This window comes from Maribacter huludaoensis (genome assembly GCF_029350945.1).
GTDB classification, from domain to species: Bacteria; Bacteroidota; Bacteroidia; order Flavobacteriales; family Flavobacteriaceae; genus Maribacter; species Maribacter huludaoensis.
Genome location: NZ_JARKMS010000002.1, coordinates 605,307 through 623,773, shown reverse-complemented (window position 1 = coordinate 623,773; position 18,467 = coordinate 605,307). Strand labels below are relative to the sequence as shown.

General features: G+C 36.1%; 17 protein-coding genes and 1 other RNA gene. 8 read left to right on the top strand and 10 right to left on the bottom strand.

All coding sequences use genetic code 11. The annotated features are described in order from the left end of the window. Positions 1–71 precede the first annotated feature (71 nt). Complete coding sequence (locus tag PXC01_RS07825; RefSeq protein ID WP_276472125.1) at positions 72–2,237, bottom strand: PEP/pyruvate-binding domain-containing protein; 2,166 nt, start codon at positions 2,235–2,237, stop codon at positions 72–74. 1,023 nt (positions 2,238–3,260) lie between these two features. Between PXC01_RS07825 and PXC01_RS07820 the strand changes: the two genes are divergently transcribed. The 3 genes from PXC01_RS07820 to PXC01_RS07810 all read left to right on the top strand — a co-directional run bounded on the left by PXC01_RS07820 (position 3,261) and on the right by PXC01_RS07810 (position 6,109). Continuing rightward, a complete protein-coding gene (locus tag PXC01_RS07820) occupies positions 3,261–3,566 on the top strand; it encodes a hypothetical protein (RefSeq protein WP_276471730.1) in 306 nt (101 codons plus the stop codon). A 142-nt stretch (positions 3,567–3,708) separates the two neighbouring features. Continuing rightward, positions 3,709–4,461: a polyphosphate--glucose phosphotransferase gene (gene ppgK, locus PXC01_RS07815; protein WP_276471729.1), complete on the top strand. Its 753-nt coding sequence runs from the start codon at positions 3,709–3,711 to the stop codon at positions 4,459–4,461. Positions 4,462–4,558: 97 nt separating this feature from the next. Beyond that, the gene (locus PXC01_RS07810) at positions 4,559–6,109 is read left to right on the top strand and encodes a hypothetical protein (RefSeq protein WP_276471728.1); all 1,551 of its coding nucleotides are present in this window, start codon (positions 4,559–4,561) and stop codon (positions 6,107–6,109) included. Positions 6,110–6,201: 92 nt separating this feature from the next. Here the strand turns inward: PXC01_RS07810 and PXC01_RS07805 are convergent, their stop codons facing one another. The 6 genes from PXC01_RS07805 to PXC01_RS07780 form a co-directional block, all read right to left on the bottom strand. Further along, on the bottom strand, positions 6,202–7,101 hold the full coding sequence (locus tag PXC01_RS07805) for a DUF6503 family protein (protein WP_276471727.1): 900 nt from the start codon (positions 7,099–7,101) through the stop codon (positions 6,202–6,204). 34 nt (positions 7,102–7,135) lie between these two features. Next, the gene (locus tag PXC01_RS07800) at positions 7,136–7,924 is read right to left on the bottom strand and encodes an SDR family NAD(P)-dependent oxidoreductase (protein ID WP_276471726.1); all 789 of its coding nucleotides are present in this window, start codon (positions 7,922–7,924) and stop codon (positions 7,136–7,138) included. Positions 7,925–8,218: 294 nt separating this feature from the next. Further along, positions 8,219–10,021 (bottom strand): translational GTPase TypA, encoded by a 1,803-nt coding sequence (gene typA, locus PXC01_RS07795; protein WP_276471725.1) that lies wholly within the window; start codon positions 10,019–10,021, stop codon positions 8,219–8,221. A gap of 107 nt (positions 10,022–10,128) precedes the next feature. Continuing rightward, positions 10,129–10,674, bottom strand: a complete 546-nt coding sequence (locus PXC01_RS07790) for a hypothetical protein (protein WP_276471724.1) — start codon at positions 10,672–10,674, stop codon at positions 10,129–10,131. 52 nt (positions 10,675–10,726) lie between these two features. After that, positions 10,727–11,311, bottom strand: a complete 585-nt coding sequence (locus PXC01_RS07785; RefSeq protein ID WP_276471723.1) for a hypothetical protein — start codon at positions 11,309–11,311, stop codon at positions 10,727–10,729. 89 nt (positions 11,312–11,400) lie between these two features. Continuing rightward, complete coding sequence (locus PXC01_RS07780; protein ID WP_276471722.1) at positions 11,401–11,967, bottom strand: hypothetical protein; 567 nt, start codon at positions 11,965–11,967, stop codon at positions 11,401–11,403. 83 nt (positions 11,968–12,050) lie between these two features. Here PXC01_RS07780 and kdsA point away from each other — a divergent pair, with 83 nt between their 5' ends. Together kdsA and PXC01_RS07770 are read left to right on the top strand one after the other, a co-directional pair. Further along, complete coding sequence (gene kdsA / locus PXC01_RS07775; protein WP_276471721.1) at positions 12,051–12,869, top strand: 3-deoxy-8-phosphooctulonate synthase; 819 nt, start codon at positions 12,051–12,053, stop codon at positions 12,867–12,869. 16 nt (positions 12,870–12,885) lie between these two features. Further along, positions 12,886–13,419 (top strand): hypothetical protein, encoded by a 534-nt coding sequence (locus PXC01_RS07770; RefSeq protein ID WP_276471720.1) that lies wholly within the window; start codon positions 12,886–12,888, stop codon positions 13,417–13,419. A 26-nt stretch (positions 13,420–13,445) separates the two neighbouring features. Here the strand turns inward: PXC01_RS07770 and PXC01_RS07765 are convergent, their stop codons facing one another. Beyond that, on the bottom strand, positions 13,446–13,826 hold the full coding sequence (locus PXC01_RS07765) for a DUF1801 domain-containing protein (RefSeq protein WP_276471719.1): 381 nt from the start codon (positions 13,824–13,826) through the stop codon (positions 13,446–13,448). A 136-nt stretch (positions 13,827–13,962) separates the two neighbouring features. On the opposite strand from PXC01_RS07765, the gene PXC01_RS07760 reads away from it, so the two are divergent. Further along, a complete protein-coding gene (locus PXC01_RS07760) occupies positions 13,963–14,607 on the top strand; it encodes a DUF1361 domain-containing protein (protein WP_276471718.1) in 645 nt (214 codons plus the stop codon). Positions 14,608–14,659: 52 nt separating this feature from the next. Then, the gene (locus PXC01_RS07755) at positions 14,660–15,568 is read left to right on the top strand and encodes a phospholipase A (RefSeq protein WP_276471717.1); all 909 of its coding nucleotides are present in this window, start codon (positions 14,660–14,662) and stop codon (positions 15,566–15,568) included. Between the two features lie 141 nt (positions 15,569–15,709). Here the strand turns inward: PXC01_RS07755 and PXC01_RS07750 are convergent, their stop codons facing one another. Continuing rightward, positions 15,710–16,915 (bottom strand): NAD(P)-dependent oxidoreductase, encoded by a 1,206-nt coding sequence (locus PXC01_RS07750; RefSeq protein WP_276471716.1) that lies wholly within the window; start codon positions 16,913–16,915, stop codon positions 15,710–15,712. Between the two features lie 166 nt (positions 16,916–17,081). On the opposite strand from PXC01_RS07750, the gene ssrA reads away from it, so the two are divergent. After that, positions 17,082–17,481: a transfer-messenger RNA gene (gene ssrA / locus PXC01_RS07745) on the top strand. Between the two features lie 212 nt (positions 17,482–17,693). Here the strand turns inward: ssrA and PXC01_RS07740 are convergent. Then, the gene (locus PXC01_RS07740) at positions 17,694–18,098 is read right to left on the bottom strand and encodes a response regulator (protein ID WP_276471715.1); all 405 of its coding nucleotides are present in this window, start codon (positions 18,096–18,098) and stop codon (positions 17,694–17,696) included. Positions 18,099–18,467: the final 369 nt, after the last annotated feature.

Here is an 18,467-nt window from a genome sequence, read left to right as displayed (position 1 = left end):
TAACATCTGAATTACAACCCATAAAAACAAGAAAACACATGGCTAACAAATAAAACCAATTTCTGTTCATATCATATTTTTGTACTCAGCAAAATTTCTTTTGCCGTATTAATTTTTGGAGTGATGGATTCCAGATACCCAGAACTCAACGCTTTTTTATTTTCAACAAACGGTCTTATTTGAAACAACCATAATTCGTCTTCCTTAAAACCTAATTCCACATCATAAGCACCCTCATAATCCGAATTTGTTTCTTTTGGCATTGTTTCTCTAATGGTCTTTGCCAAGCTTTTAATATCTGCCATGTTCTTTTCATTCAAAACCCTGTGCTCAAAAGTGGCTATTTTTTTGCCCGTACCACCTGTGGCGGGAAGGGTATTATATAGGGGTTCACGCGCAGGCGCCAATAAGCTATATCCGTTATCACTATAAATAGTATATGTTTCCGCTGACTGCCCATCAACAGCACCGCCCGCACCTCTACTGAATGCAACGGTCAAGTCTTTTTCATTACCTGAATCAATCCCCTTTGTAATCAATACGCCCGAGTAGTCTACATCTACACTTGGGATCACCAAAATAGAAGGAAATACATTCTCTGGATTCAACAAATACACTTGGCGCCATTTAAAACTTCGCTCTGTATATGGCGATGCCCAAACATCTTTAATACCCTCAATAATCTTTTCTTTGTCCAACACGTTGAATAAAGTCAAGTTTAGTCCGGCACCGGTGAACTCCTTTAAATCTTCCATATTGGTATCACTACGCAAGAATACAGGAACCTTACCAAATTCAGCACCAAGAACCGATTTAAATTTAGTCTCCAATTGATCTTTAAAATCTTCTTTTAAAGGCATTTTTTTTATTGCCGTTCTTAGCGTCTCCAATTGTCGTAATTGATAATTTTCAACTTCGGGTTCAGGCACATCTGCACCTCTCATGCGTTCAGCCTCTTTAAACATGCTATTTAAGAACTCCCAATACGAAGTGTTTTCGCCAGGCATGGTTTGATCCATATGATCTTTAAAAATCCCGAAAGGTATTACCAACCCTTCTACCACTTGCTCTGGAAACATCTTTTTCAACTGACCAAGGTTAGCAGCTTTTGGTCCGCATAAGGCTCCAGAATCACTTGCATCAACATCTCGCATGTTCAGCACATCTGTAGTACCTAATTGAATTTTCTCAACTGGCACTTCTATCTTATCCGTATTTCGTTCTTTCTTTAGGAACAGTCCGCGTTCTTGATCTGTCATTTGCGCTTCTGGTTTTAAGATCACGTTTCCTTTATTTGAAACCGCATAAAATACACGGTCACCATCATACTTCTTTAAACTCTGAAGATTCTGATCAGATAGGGCGGCATTGGGTATACCTAAATTACGCGCCAATAATTGTACGTGCGATACCATATTACCTTCAGCCACAGTGGCTATACCTGCCACAGGTTTTAGGTCTGACGGAGAGCGCTGAAAAATATAAATTTTATCTGCCGATACCTCAATATCTTCAGATGAACCATCTACTACCACCAATTCACCAAAGGCATAACCAGGGTTCAACCCCCTGAAGGTACTTTGATTGGAAATATCCATAACCTTATTGGTCAAAGCGGATTCTTTAGATATAAAATCGCCCAACTGCCCCACACTTTGCCCTAAATGCAAAGCAACGGAACCCCTTATTCTATCATCTATAAATGCATATGATTTAGGCTCAAAAGCCGTGTACGTATTTACTACTTCTTGATAATTGGCTTTAACTGTCGCCGCGCTCCACTCCACGGCAGATCTTGCCGTTTCTAGCACTTGTGTCAATTCTGCCAATGTCAATTTACTTTCACCAAATTTACTGAGCGTACCAGAAATCTGCTCCCACTCCCACAATTCCAGATAGCCGGCACCCACAGATGCCGTGGTCAATGCACATATTTTTTCTAACTGACCACTAACCGTATCGGGCTCCCAATTAGGCGCGCTTTGAAATAGCAACTCTTCTAACTTCAAAGAAATATCCAATAACTGCAAACGTGCCAAAGACCGTTTTTCGGTTAACAGATCTTCCCTGATATCTAAAAGTAATTGAGCCGTTTCATTTACTACATACGGTGGATTGTCATTATCTGCCTTTGCATTTATAAAAGATTGTACTTTATCTCCCAATAAAGTTCCTTTAACCAGATTAGAAGTGTTTAGCAATGCCTGAACATCAACCGGTTTAAAAAACGTATTCATTGTAGTTAACAATCCGTCTAATTTTTTATTTAGATCGGTTGTCAATGTTTTTTGATGTTTCGTTTTAAAATCAGTTACTTTTTGAATATCGGCTTTTTCCGGCTGACTATGGATCTTGGTTCTAAGGTCCATAAACGGTGTGTACATATCCGAGATTACCTTAGATTGGCTTCGCATTAATTGTGCAATATTATCATCACCGTTATGGGGGATATCTTTTAAAGATTGGCGTATGAGATAAAAGTTATGGAGCAGAACTTTATCATCTGCCAAAATAGTTTTGTAAAAATCGATTCCCCAGGCTTCTTCGTCTTCTACCTGTACCGATCCTCTATAGTACTGTCCTTTTTGATTGATCCAGCCATTATCTACCAAACGCAAATACTTATCCAATTGATATTGTTTTAAGCGGGAGTGGTTATGACCGGCATCCCACAACTCATCAATATCCGTATATGCCAAAATTTGACCTAAATAGATATGATTGGTCTTACCCAAGGAGACCACTTCATCTTTGTAACGGGCATGTTGCACCCCAGGACCAATATTATCCAGGCAGGGATCTTTTGGTTGTCTAACACTACCGTCCGTACAGAACCAACGAATATCCTTATAAGGACCACGAAGATCATTTTTATACTTTTCAATATTGTTTTGAATAGCTTCAAAGGCTATTTTCTCTTGTGAAAAGCCAAAATTCAACGTCGTGAAAAACAGTAGAACAACAAGTATACCTATTTTTTGCAAGTTATAATTCTTCAATGTAGCAGTATTGATTAACAGAGTAAAGGTAGTATGTAATTTTTCTATTATATACTCTAAAGTACAATTATTTAATACTCCAGATTATAAAAATAGCCCACTGACCTACAGTTCTTTAGGAATAAAAAAAACTATCATAATAAAATGATAAAATTATTCGTTATTCAACTAATTAGATTTCATTTGTATCAACTTTTATCACCTTAAAAAAGTGCTGAAAACGGAACAAAAAAAATCTATAATTAACTTAACAAAAGAAAAATGAAATCACTTTTAATTGTATTGTTCGTTGCAGTTTCTTCTTTAACGACATTTGGTCAAGAAACCAGTACCATGAACGGTACTTATGAAGGCTATATTGATGGCGTTTATGTATTTACAGATGGCGAAGGTTACAGTACAGAGTTTACAAACGTAGTAGACGAAGTAACATCCAAGTATGATTTAAAGAGTCAAAAATTAGTGGGCAAACAGTTCTCTATTACCTTTACGGTAGATTCTGAATTAGACGAAGACGACGAAGAAATTCAAGTAAGTACAATTACGGGACTGCTTATGCCCGAATAACAAAAAATTAAAAGGACCTCTTAAAAGGTCCTTTTTTTATGTTATTATCTTTCAATTGTATAACACTAAAATTGCCCCAAATAATCTCACTTCAAAGAGCCGAAACTTTTTCGTTTCTTTGTAATTCATAACAAAATATAAAATGACTTTACTAGGTATTGATGTAGGTGGTTCTGGAATTAAAGGAGCGTTAGTTAATTCTGAAACCGGAGAAATGATCTCTGAACGTTTTAGAATACCCACTCCCATACCTAGAACACCAGAAGCAATGACCGATGTAATTGCCGAAATTGTATCACATTTTGACTACAAAGGCAAAGTGGGCTGCGGTTTCCCAACCATTATTAAAAACGGAGTCTGTAAAGCTACAGGAAATTTGGACAAAAGCTGGCTAGGTGTCAATGTTGAAAAATTATTGGAGAAAAAAACCGGATTGGATTTCACCGTAATCAACGATGCAGATGCCGCTGGTTACGCTACTATGAACTTTGGTACCGGTAAAGGGAAAAAAGGTTTTGTTGTTATGATTACCATAGGTACCGGTTTAGGAAGTGGCGCATTTTTGGACGGAAGATTGATCCCTAATTTTGAGTTAGGACAAATTCCTTATAAAAAATATAGCAAAATTGAGAAATGGGCAGCGGGATCAGCAAAAGACCGCGAAAAGTTGTCCTATAAAAAATGGGGGAAAAGATTCAATACGTTCTTAGAATATGTAGAATTGATCGTTTCACCAGACTTGATTATTCTTGGTGGCGGCGCTTCAAAAGATTTTGATGAGTTTAAATCCAAAATTAAGATCGATACCAAAGTAATACCAGCAAAGCTTCAAAATCACGCAGGTATTATTGGCGCGGCAGTGGCTACGCAATACAAATCACTTGATCATAAATAGAATTTACGCATTCATAGATTGCACTTTTAGTACGCTTTAAAACAAAGTGTACTATTTGTTGTTCAATATATTACTTAAACCAACCAAAACAACCAAAATGAAAAAAACACTTAGTTTACTTGTAATTATCTGCTGCCTTACCGCCACCAAAATCTTGGCTCAGAGAGCAAATTTAGATCGCGAATACTTTAAGACTTCCTATGTAGACCTCCCTAAAATACCTATCGTAGATGATTCAAAAAGAACATTTACCTCTAGTAGCCGTAATATTTTTTTAGAAGGATTTTCTAGAGTGGCAAAAAATGGTACGCTTGATTTTAGATTCAATTTTCATGGAACCGAAATAGGCGAAGTTGATATCAAAAAAAATAAACACGAGGATAAAGACAAAGAAGGAAATGTTCTTAAAACTACATATACGTATGACGTAATTTGTAGTTATTCTTCTTCGGCAACAGTTTCGATCAGCAACTCAGATTCTGGAGAAAATTCTTCTTTTACCCTAACTGAAGACGACAATTATGCCAGCACAGGCCATAAGACCTATTCTAAGGCCAGTGCTTTCTACAATAATAATCGCTACAGCATTAGAGATAAATATCGTAATAAGCATCGCAATAGCATGATCAACCAAACAAACAGCAAAATCAATTATAGATACGGTTATGTTCCTGTAACCTCTAACCAAGCACAACACTTTTGGATAATTGCAACCAAAAAACATCCAGAATTTGCCAATCACCAAGAGGCTTCTGAATCTTTAAAAGCGATATTTTCAAAAATGCAGTATGATTTACCTGTTGACGAACTATATACTGAAGCACAACCATGGATAGATTATTTCAATGATGTAGCAACTAGATATAATGAAGATGACAAACAGCATAAAAAAGTACGTTATGCCAGTTATTATAATATTGCAAAAATTTATTTAAACTTAGATTTACCTGAAAAGGTTAAAAAATATGCAGACCTAATTATTACCAACGATTACGACAAAAAAGATGGTAAGCGATTGAATAGAAATGCAGAAGAATTAATAAAGGACTTTACTATAAACGAAATTTCCACAAGGCATTTTGAGGTTGTTACCGAAGACCTTTCCAACGAGCCAGATGTAGAAATTGTATATGCCGATGATCCGGCGGAAGAATCTGAAAAAGCTGTAGCGTTTTTAATAACAGCAACCAACGACACCTTACAAACAACAGTAGCTGTGGAAGAATTGACAAAGGCGAGCGCAGCCATACAGATGCTAGACGAAAATAACACAGCTAAAGAAGTTGCCGCTACGGACAGTAAACAAATTGTATTGACTACTGGCGATATTTACGAGGTGATAAACTTTACATCATCAGTTGCGAGCGATAAAACCAATGCTCCAAAATTTGCAAAAGCAATTTACCAAGGAGACAAAATATCCTTATACGAACATATGGGCAAAGAATATGTTCTAAAATATAGCAACACTGAAAAAGGTGTCTCTACAATGAGCAAAGATTTTGTTTTTGGCTTCAACAAGAAACTAGCAGCTTTAAGTACGGAATGTGAAGCCGTTAAAGCTAAAATTATGGCCAACGAATACAAGAACTCCAAAGAAGGTCTTTTAGCTTACAGTCAAGCATATGATGCTTGCGCTTCCGAGTAAATTTTAAGCATAGTAAATATAAAGCGTGTATCTAAAAAGTATTTTAGATACACGCTTTTTTTAGTTGAAAAAAACTTGAATTTTAAAAGATATTACTCTAAAATTTTTGCACCTTCCGGGGCATCAAAAAAGTCTTTAGGCAAATCAGATTCAAAAGACACATCTGTAAAATCAATTTTAGTTATGTATTCTCCCGGCTGATCGTTCTTCACAGTCCAGTACGTCTTAAATCCTCCTGGCATGGTAATTCCGTCTACGGTTTGCTCACCAATAAACTCCGTGAATTTTTCTGGAGCGTGGCCACCGTCCTTAAAATATTCCGGATAAGAAACAATATATCTCATAACCGCAATCTTGTTACTTTCTTTATTTACATATAGAATATAGTAGTCATCCGGTGCATCGCCCGTGCCTGCATCAAAAGTTACTTTTACAACATTGTAGTCTTTATCCTTAAATGTAGTAGGTTGCAATAGCTCTAAGTTCACGCCCTCGCCACTTAATACAAACGGATGACCAACAAACCATAAAGGTGTCAATGCCCAAAATTTAGTATCATAGGCAAATGCAGTACTATCTTTTGCCATCACCCATGCCTTTTTACCTGTCCAACCAAATTTAGCCGTACTATCCGTAGCACTTGTGTGTACTGCCCGGTTGCTCCAAGTATCTACTGTTTGGTAACTGTCTCTGGCCGTTTTACCATCTAAAGGTTGGTAATTAAAACGAAATGTAAGTGGACCATTGGCAAACCAAGTATCCAATCCACCATGCGCCTCCATAGCATTCCAAATAACTTTTCCTGCCTCCGTGCCATTTAATCTTTCTTTAGCCTTAGAAACCCTTGAAGCCACCCAAGTATCAGGGTAAGTAATGACATCATTTTCAGTAACCACTTCCTTAGCGGTTTCAGTTGTATTTTTAGGTGTTTCTTTACAGGACACGATAACTGCAAGTACTAATAATAGGGATAGTTTGTAAAGTAATTTCATAATTGTTCGCCGTTTGTTGATTTCCCGGTGTAGATTATACGGCTTTATGATCTAAACTGGCCATTTTTCGTTCCTCGTAATTCTCGGCAACCTTTTTATCCAATTCTTCAGGTGCTTCAAAGTTCAAGGTATTTTCTTTGAGTCGTTCTTCCCCACCAAAAATTACTTGAATTTCTTTATTAAATAATCCTTCAAGCGAACGCTCTGCAACGTACTCCGGTGCATCCATCTTTCTACCTTTAAACTTCTGCATCATTTCCGTATCCGTAGCGGTAGGAAAAGCACAGGTTACGGACACTTTAAAAGGCGCCAATTCTCTTCTCATAGAATCTGAAAACTGGCGAATTGCAGCTTTGGTACTTCCGTAGACCGCATAGAAAGGCATACCTATCAATCCTAATCCTGATGAAATATTCAAGATGTAGGCATCTTCAGAAAACTTCAATAACGGAATACAGTATTTGGTCAACAACATGACCGCAGTCAAGTTAACGGCAACCTGATCGTACAAGTCTTCATCTTGAATATCCTCTAAAGGACCTGCAGCAACTATACCCGCATTATTGATCAATATATCAAGATGCCCCCATTTATCTTCTATACGTGCCGCAGCATCTCGTAATATCTGAATATTGGCAATATCACCGGCAATGCGAATGAAATTTACCGTTGGGTATTCTAATGATAGATTCTTTAGGTTCTGTTTGTCGCGGGCAATGACCGCAATATTGGTAACACCATTCTTAATTAAATGTTGAACCATACATTTACCAATACCCCGGGTTCCTCCGGTAATGAGCACATTTTTACCTGTTAGTTGCATATTATTAATTGTTTGAGTTGAATTTAATACCACTTTAAATTAGATAAAATTCTATGCAGAAACGAAGAAAAATGCAGGATGGACTTATTATTAAGAAAGTAGGAAAATCTATCTTAATTTTTTGCGTTTTTCGTAGTACAACGCTACTAATTGAGGTTATACCTAACCAATAAATGCACCATAAGGCTTATCTTAAAACAAGATGAAGTGCACTATAAACAAAAAACCACCTAAGTAGGTGGTTTCTATAGATTAAGAGCTAAAAAAAGCTCCTTTATCAAGGAGCTTTTTTATTTATGCAATTTTATTTCGCTTACGCTCATTTTCGGTCAAGTAGATTTTACGTAGACGTAAAAACTTAGGAGTAACCTCAACATACTCATCTTTTTGAATATATTCCAATGCTTCTTCTAGAGAAAACTTAATTGCAGGAACAATTTTTGCTTTATCATCAGCTCCAGAAGAACGAACGTTAGATAATTTTTTAGTCTTTGTAATGTTCACGGTCATATCATCTCCACGAGAGTTTTCACCAATTACCTGACCTTCATAAATATCTTCACCCGGATCAACAAAGAACTTACCACGATCTTGTAATTTATCAATGGAGTAAGGAATTGCTTTTCCAGTTTCCATAGAAACCAAAGAACCATTTTGTCTTTGTGGAATATCTCCTTTCATTGGTTGGTATTCCAAGAAACGGTGCGCCATTATAGCCTCACCAGCGGTAGCGGTCAATAATTGGTTACGTAGACCTATAATACCTCTAGAAGGAATTATAAACTCACAGATCATACGCTCACCTTTAGCTTCCATACTGGTCATTTCACCTTTACGCATAGAAACCATCTCAACAGCTTTTCCAGAAACAGCTTCTGGTAAATCTATAGTCAATGCTTCAACCGGCTCGCATTTAACACCATCGATCTCTTTGATGATAACTTGTGGCTGACCAATTTGTAATTCGTAACCTTCACGACGCATTGTTTCAATTAAAACTGAAAGGTGCAATACCCCACGGCCGAATACCAAGAATTTATCTGCACTATCTGTTTCGTTTACACGTAACGCCAAGTTCTTTTCCAATTCTTTTTGAAGTCTATCATTAATATGACGAGAAGTAACGAATTTACCATCCTTACCAAAGAACGGACTATCGTTAATGGTAAACAACATACTCATGGTAGGTTCATCTATTGCAATGGTCTTCAAAGCTTCTGGGTTTTCAATATCGGCAACGGTATCACCAATTTCAAAACCTTCAACACCAACCAAGGCACAAATATCACCAGTTTCAACCTCTTCTACTTTCTTACGACCTAGACCTTCAAAAACGTACAATTCTTTGATTTTTGATTTTACGATAGAACCATCGCGTTTTACCAAAGAAATTTGCTGATTTTCCTTTAAAGTTCCTCTTTGTAATCTACCGATAGCGATTCTACCTGTAAATGAAGAGAAATCTAAAGAAGTGATCAACATTTGAGTATTTCCTTCTTTTGGCTCAAAAGTAGGAATATGCTCAATTACCATATCCAATAAAGGCTCAATGTTTTCCGTTTCATTTTGCCAATCGGTACTCATCCAGTTGTTCTTAGCAGAACCATATACAGTAGGGAAATCTAACTGCCACTCTTCTGCACCCAGCTCGAACATCAAATCAAAAACTTTTTCATGCACTTCTTCTGGAGTACAGTTTTCTTTGTCTACTTTGTTGATTACCAAACAAGGCTTTAAACCAAGGTCGATCGCTTTTTGAAGTACAAAACGTGTTTGTGGCATAGGACCCTCAAAAGCATCTACCAACAACAAAACACCATCTGCCATATTCAATACACGCTCAACTTCACCACCAAAATCGGCGTGACCGGGAGTATCGATAATATTTATTTTAGTATCCTTATAAATAACGGAAACGTTCTTAGAAGTAATGGTAATACCACGTTCTCTTTCCAAGTCGTTATTATCCAAAATTAAATCGCCTGTATTCTCGTTTTCACGAAAAAGGCTACAGTGGTACATTATTTTGTCTACCAAGGTCGTTTTACCGTGGTCAACGTGCGCAATGATCGCAATATTCTTTGTTGTAGTGGACATAAAAGGTCTTATTTAAGCGTGCAAAGATACTTTAAATATTTATAGCTACACTTAAACTTATGTTATTTTTATCTTATTGATTTTGAGGTAGTTCCCTAATGGGTTACCTACTTTTTCCTACCACTTACAACCCAACCAAGTCTAAGGTCTATTAAAATACCCGCATCTGTATAAAAATCATCGACAAAAATACCCGGACCAAAAGCCAAGCCCCAATAGAATCCTTTTTTATAAGTACGCTGAATACCATATACTAAAGCACCGTTATAAAAATAATCCGAGGCGTATTCTAAATTACCGATTATTGGCTTGCCCAATTGAAGTTGATTTAAAAATGCAACATAATTACCAGAGTTGCCAGATATATTCTTTCCTTTATTTAATCTTCTATTAAAATTTACGTATTGCCTTACATCTGCCTCTAAACCTGGATACAGTCCAAAATTAGTTGACCTATCTGACCCTCCATTCAGTGCTAAACCTAAGAACGCCTCTAAATTCAAGGTAGTTTTATCAGCGACCCCCAGTTCATAAGATATCCCTGGTGCTAAGGCATTAACTTTAAAGAGTTTGTCTTCCACTAATTTCCCTGATTGTGCCTTAACGTAAAAAGAGGTTAACAGCATAGCGGATAAAAAAATAATCTTTTTCATATTATAATCTGGTTTGGTTTTATTCCGGATATGCATCAAATACCAGACCACATTAATCAAAAGTGGGCTTCCTAGATTTTCTTTTTGTAGCCACCCACCCAAAGGTAACATGAAGCAAAAAGCCATGACCACTATCTAAAGTTTTTGAATCAAAATAGCCATAACCCACTTCTGCATTTATATTGAAACCTTTTCTGTTGGTTCGCTGAACACCGTATACTCCACCATAGAATGCAAAGGCATAATCACTATTTCCGTCAGAGATATTATCTGTAAACTGTAATGGCTCCCAGAAAATGCTACGTGCAGGCCCAATGTAGTTGGCTGAGTTACCTATGATATTCTTATTTACATCTAAACGCTCTTGAAAATTATGGTAATATCTAATTCTGGTATGCCAAGCAAAACCCAAAGCATAACCCTCTTGATACCTAGCAAAAGCCGGTGTAAAACTGGTAGATGCACTTACGTTTTTAAAAAGACCTAGCTCATACCTAATTCCCGGTCCCAATAAGTTAATTGTAAATTGGTGTCGCTCTAGATTTATGAGTCCGTTGCCTTTTTCAGAAAAATCCCTGATTTGGGAATGTGCCGTTGTAATAGATAAGAATAGAAGAATCAGTGTAATTTTTTTCATGTAATTAGATTGATGTTGCAACTAAAACTACATGATTAAAAAAAAGTAACCACCTGATTTATAGAAATATTAAGAAAACACTTACGAGATTAACGACCTACACACCATCGCTTTTCACTGATGATAAATCCAATGCTTAAGTTTGCTACCGGATAAATGTCGCCCTCAAATTGCCCGTCATAATATGCAGCACCTACATCTACAGAAAAGTTAAAACCCGAATCAAAACTACGTTGTATACCTGTTACCAAACCGGCATAACCAAAAGCGCCTTCTACGTTTTCATTGGCAATGGTTCTTGAACCCGGAAAGAAAACGGCGACCGCAGGAGCCACATAATTGGCAGAATTACCATAAATCTGTTTTCTTTTACGCTGACGCTTTTCAAAATTATAGTAATAGCGGTATTGAGCGGCAACTGCAGGAAAAACGCCAAATTCACTATATACATCTGGCAACAATGGATCTAACGCTACTTGTATACCCGCTTTAATATCAAAAGTTGTATTGGTGCCCAAAGCCATTTCATATTCAAGACCAGGGTTAAGTAGATTGATCTTAACTTGTCGTAACTCACAATTTTTACCGAACTGAGCATGTGCATTAGCAGCAAAAACGAGAAATATTGTTGCTATAAAAAACTGTTTGATTTTCATTTCGATTTGGGATTTCGACAATCTTATCCTAATAGAACAGTAAGCTTCTTAAAATAGTATCTTTGTTCAAAAATATTCGACGAATGAACCTATCTCTTATACCCCAAATAAAACATACGGACAGTAATAACTTTTTTCTACTATCTGGACCCTGCGCCATTGAAGGTGAAGACATGGCAATGCGTATTGCAGAGCATATTGTTACTATAACCGACGAGCTTAAAATTCCTTATGTATTTAAAGGAAGTTTCAAAAAAGCTAACCGAAGTAGATTAGATTCATTTACGGGTATTGGAGATGAAAAGGCATTGAAGATTCTACGTAAAGTTTCTGAGACATTCAAAGTACCTACGGTTACTGATATACATACGGAACAAGATGCTGCCATGGCTGCAGAATATGTAGATGTATTGCAGATACCGGCATTTCTTGCCCGCCAGACTGATTTAGTAGTTGCCGCCGCAAAAACAGGTAAAACGGTCAACATAAAGAAGGGGCAATTTATGAGTCCTGAAAGTATGAAGCATGCCGTAAACAAAGTTACCGAAACGGGTAACGAGCAAGCTATTATTACTGATCGTGGCACCATGTTCGGTTACCAAGATATGATCGTAGATTTTAGGGGCGTACCAACCATGAAGCAATTTGCTCCCGTGGTATTAGATGTAACCCATTCTTTACAACAACCAAATCAATCTTCTGGTGTAACTGGTGGCAGACCAGCTTTGATCGGCACTATGGCACGTGCAGGTGTTGCTGCAGGCGTAGACGGACTATTCATTGAAACGCATTTTGACTGTGCCAATGCCAAGAGTGATGGTGCCAATATGTTAGACTTAGGATTAATGAAAAAGTTATTGACGGATTTAGTTGCGTTAAGAGCTGTTGTTAATGAGTTTTAGATAGTAGCGATTAACTTTGAAACAATTAAAAACTATAATCTTAATCATATTATTAATCGTAATTATAGTTGCGCTTGGAATATATATGTCGGATTGGGACTTAACTAATCAAAATCTTATTCCGTGGTTTAATGGCTTTTTTGCTCTAATTGTTATAATATTAATTGGGACATTACCGAAAAAGAATTGGCAAAAAATTCTAGTAATTGTTGGACTATTAGCTGTAACGACAGTCATTGGATTTAATCTAATATTTTTATCCTATTTCAAATGCGATGATAAAATTTCAACGACCTGGGAAATAGGTGAGTACAAAATTTCTTACGGTTACGCCGAGTGTTGGGCTGGCTCAGCTCAAGAAGCAAAATATAATTTAGATAAAAGAAAATTAGGTGGAATTTTAAATAAAAGGATTGATACTGTTTGGAAATCGGAAACTGAAAATTTAATCACTAACAAAACATTTTTAAGCAACAAGAACTGTGTTATAAAATTTTTGGACGGAAAATATAAATTTGACCTTTGCTCAGAAAAGATTATATCTAATTAATAAAACATAGCTGCTATTTTTTTTAGCTACGAAATATCCTTTTGCTTATAAAATCCATTTTTACGAACAGCATAGGCATCCAGTAAAACATCTACCAGAATATCGTTATCAATATCTTCAAGGGTACTATATCGCAATGAACGTACTACTTTTCTATTTTCAGAAACTAGTACGTTCAAATGCTTGGTAAGGTGAGCAGAATTCCAAAAAGCGATATCTACAAACTTCTTTTTGTGCGATGCATTCAAATAACAAATTGGTGATTTACCAATATAAAAACAGGGAATATTCCATTTAAATTTAAGCTCAACCTCAGGTAATGTGGTTTCAATCATCATTTGCAAATGCATTAAAATTGCCCTGTATGGTTCCGGTTGATTGAATATATAATCTTCTGCTGGTTTCATAAGCTTAAAAATACAAATAAAAGCATCATTTACCGTAAACTGCCAAAAGGTCTTTCATTAACAAAAAAATAGGTTTTTTCCTACAATAACTAGATTTATACATCGTTATTGAATAGATCCCAAATCGCTCATTATCATGAATTTAATTGCAACAAGAAGTTCTATATTTCAAAATAGAATTATTCAGCTTACGTCTTTGGCCGCAGTATTATTAGCCTATAGAATTTACGTTTCCGGTACCACAGATTTTCTCTTTATGTTCTGGAATTTATTCTTGGCAGCAATTCCCCTTTTTGTATCTAGGCAGTTAATGGCAAATGTGCGTTTGGGACAATCTAAAATATTGCGATATTGCCTATTCTTTCTTTGGGTATTGTTTTTACCAAATAGTCCGTATATCATCACAGACCTCATTCACTTAGACAACTCGGCAGCTACCATTTGGTTAGATATGCTTATGCTTTTCATTTTTGCTCTTAGCGGTTTATTGTTAGGCGTTTTATCTATGATGGACGTATTTTCTTATTTACGCAAACACAACCATCCTTTTCTTGCTAATATGATGTTACTGGGCGTTTCCCTTTTAAGTGGGTTCGGAATTTTTCTAGGTCGTTTTCTAAGATTCAATTCCTGGGATATTGTTGCCAGACCTCAGCTACTTATGCAATGTATGTTAAAATCGCTCTTACTATGGAACGCGTGGCTATGGATTATTGGGTTTGGAGCTTTCATCTGGATATCTTTTTGGGTCCTGAAACCATACTTAAGAGGTAGAGGATAAATTTATTAGTTGTATTGCTTAATGCCTATTTTTGTTATTTAAAGTAGATCACATGGGCAGGCAATTATTCATTCTCGGAATTTTATACACAACTTTTTTTCTAACATCCAATCTGGTTAGCGCTCAAGACGATCATGATCACAATTGGTATTTTAACAATAGTAAAAGTTTAAGTGAACTATGGGAATTAGATGACGAGCATCAACGAGGAACTTTTATTCTAACTTCATATAAACCCATATACATAACCGCGGCTAAATTTTCTACCAATCCTAATGAGTTTCCTCAGGCAGAAAATTCAGATAAGGTGTTAGATGAACCTAGTAGTCTTAATGCCGTAGAATCAAAATTTCAGATCAGCCTTAAAACCAAAATCTTTCACGGTATGTTCGATGGGCGTATGGATTTATGGATGGGCTATTCCCAGACCGCATACTGGCAGATATATAATTCTGAACGTTCAAGACCTTTTCGTGAATTAAATTATAAGCCAGAAATCATAGCCAACTTTCCCGTTAAGTTTCCAATATTGGGTTTTGAAACAAAAATGATAGGCGCGGCCATTATTCATGAATCTAACGGCCAATCAGATCCAATTTCCAGAAGTTGGAACCGTATTGCTTTTCATGCCGCCTTTGAAAAAAGAAACTGGCAGGTAATGCTAAAGCCATGGATACGCATTGGAAGTAAAATCGATGATAACGAAAACATATCTGATTTTATTGGTCGTGGTGAAGCTGACATAAGTTATGACTGGGGCAGACAACGCTTTAGAGCCATTGCAAGACATTCTTTAAATCTAGGAGATAAAAGTCGCGGTAGTATACAGCTGAACTGGTCTTTTCCTATTTTCGAGAATTTCAACGGCCATTTTCAATTGTTTGATGGTTATGGTGAAACCCTAATTGATTATAACCATAGGCAAACTACTTTTGGTATTGGGGTTTCCTTGATTAACTAAGTATTTTTAATATAGCTTATTTTATCAATTCACACATAAATATTTAAACAAAAAAGATAGCAAATTATATATTTTTCCAATCCTTTTAAAATACATTTTTCACGTAGTAACCAATACCAAGTTTTAAAAATAAATTAACATCTATTCCTTACCATCTACATAATCCTGCAAGTATGCATAACGTTTGGTCAGCTTTCCATTTTGGGTCATACGTGCACGCTCTAAAACGCCGTCTTTATCTTCGTTGAAGAAAGCAGGAATCACATTTTTTATGAAAGCCTCACCAAAACCTTCGCTGGCATCTCTAGGCAACTCGCACGGTAAATTATCTACCGCCATTACCGCAATGGCATCTGCATTGGTAAAATCTGTTTCAGACTCCGTTGTAGGGTCATAACCATAAATGGGATCGGCAATAGTTGATGGTTTAATGGTAGAAGCTACCGGTCCGTCAATATCACAGCTTATATCTGCAACCACTTTAATTTTAAAATCTTTATCCTTGGCATCTTCTCTGGTAAACAAATAAGGAGCACCTTGACCATAAAAATGACCTGCAATATAGAAATCGGTCACTTTGGCAAACCTAAAAAAGTTGGACTTGTATTCTTCTGGATGGGCAAAAAAATTAGCTTTATTGCCACGTACGCCGTCCTTACGCTTATTATATTCTCCCGCATCTATTTGGCAATATACTGGTTCATTAAATGTTTGCTCTAAATATTCGCTAACATTGACCCTACGCATACCCATGCCGTCCAACATTTCTCTAGAACCATTACCAACTCTACCTCTACCGGTAAGCAATACTTTAATATTAGGTAGCTTAAGTTTTTTAAGCTCGGCTATTAAAGTTTGTTGATCTGGTAGCTCATTTGCTTTTGGTAATTGAAAAATGTCGTATTTGAAACCGTACGTACGAAACCCGTTATAGGCTCCAACAATACCGGCATACCTACCAAAGGCAACAACGCGCTGTTCTTGTTTGTTAGTTATGACCTCATGATCATACATTTCTATATTCTTCTCTAAGATAGCACGAAGCAATTCTCTGTTATAAGGTTGCTTTTTTATGGTATGAGAAAAGAAAAAATATTTTTTACCTGGTATCAAAGACTCAATAGGCACCTCTTTAACACCCAGTAACACATCGCAATCATTCATTTTATCTGCAACTGTAATACCTAAATCTTGATAATCTGCATCCATATAAGCCCTAATTGGAGAAGGCTCCACTATAATTTCAGCTTTAGGATGGGTAGACAGGACTTTTTGACATGCTTTAGGCGATAGAACAACACGCTTGTCTGGTGGATTCTTACGTTCTCTTATGATTCCGAACTTCATATGGGTTTGGTATAAATATTGCACTAAATTATGCAATTAGTAACACTTGGCTTAGTGTCCAAATAAAAATTATAGTGGTTGCTAAAGTTTTGTTAGCTTTGCTGCCCGTTAATTATTAGCTTTTAATGTAAAGCTACAATTTAATACTAAAGTTCATTTACATATTGGGGCCGACCGGTTTTGACAGCGAGACCAGTTGGAATGTAAGCATGTCGAGCGCTGGGAAACAGCTCGTTAATCTCATTTTTCACACTTTTAATTGGCGAAAATAATTACGCTCTTGCCGCTTAATCTGAATTATAGTAAGATTAGCCTCGTCCCTACAAGGTAGGGAAGCGAGATGTTCCTGAATAGCCCTTGTTGATGGCGATTCTTATAGGAGCACCAGAAAAGTCAACATAAGGGTGTTCGCTCGCTTTGGCGACACCACCAAAATCTTAAGAAGATAAGTGTGTATTGGGCGGTTTCTGGTCAGGTGCACATCGAAAATTAATCAGATTCTAAGCATGTAGAAAGCATTTTAATTGCTTGTTTGGACGAGGGTTCGAATCCCTCCGGCTCCACAATTAAGCGCAAAAGGTTTGCGCTTTAGCACATAATTAGTCCGACAAGTTTACTTGATCGGGCTTTTTTTTTAAAATTTATTAGATGTTGTTTTAGGAGTGTCAAATGAATTTACGGAACGGTAAATATCAATATATGGTAAGACAACCTTTTTGTATTACAAGTAGCCTCTAAATAATTTTCTATATGCCTTATTTATATTTGGCAGTATAAATTAGACCTTTACCTTACTCATAGCAATAATATCGGTTAGGTTTTTGGCAATTAATGGCTTGGAAATAAAGTCACAAACTAATTCATAACTTTTTCCTTTATCAATTTCTGCTTGATCAAAATGAGAACTAACGATAAATACCTTAGGCTTTTTTTCAAAAATCATTTCTTGAAACTTATCTAGAAACTCCCATCCGTTCATTACAGGCATATTTAAATCCAATAAAATAATATCTGGCATTGGTTGACCATTTTTTAAATAGGATGTTAAATTGGTCAATGCTTCATAACCATCTTCAAAAACCATAATATTTTCACTAACAAAATTATTGTGATTTAAAAGAATTTTGGTGCCATATACACATATTGGGTCGTCATCTATAATACAAACGGTGTCTATTTTCATAGCAATTATTTTTAGGGAAACTTTCTAATTCTTTAATTACATTTATTTTAATAAGATAAAACTTACAAAATTTTAATAAAAAAAGCTAATCTGTTTAAGATAATTAATTAATACAAAACCTTTTTTATCTAAAGGACATATTTTATCATTAAAAACTATATAATTTTTAAAAAACTAAAAACAATTTAAGACCTAAGACAAATATTTAGCGAATATCACTATTTGAACAAATGATGTTCTTTACGTCTATATATAATATCTGTATCAGAAATAAATATACCTGAAGTTGTCACTTTTTATTGATTGTAAACAAATGTGAATATCGATGTTATTAACCCACTCATATCTATTTTGAGAAAAAAGGTGGTT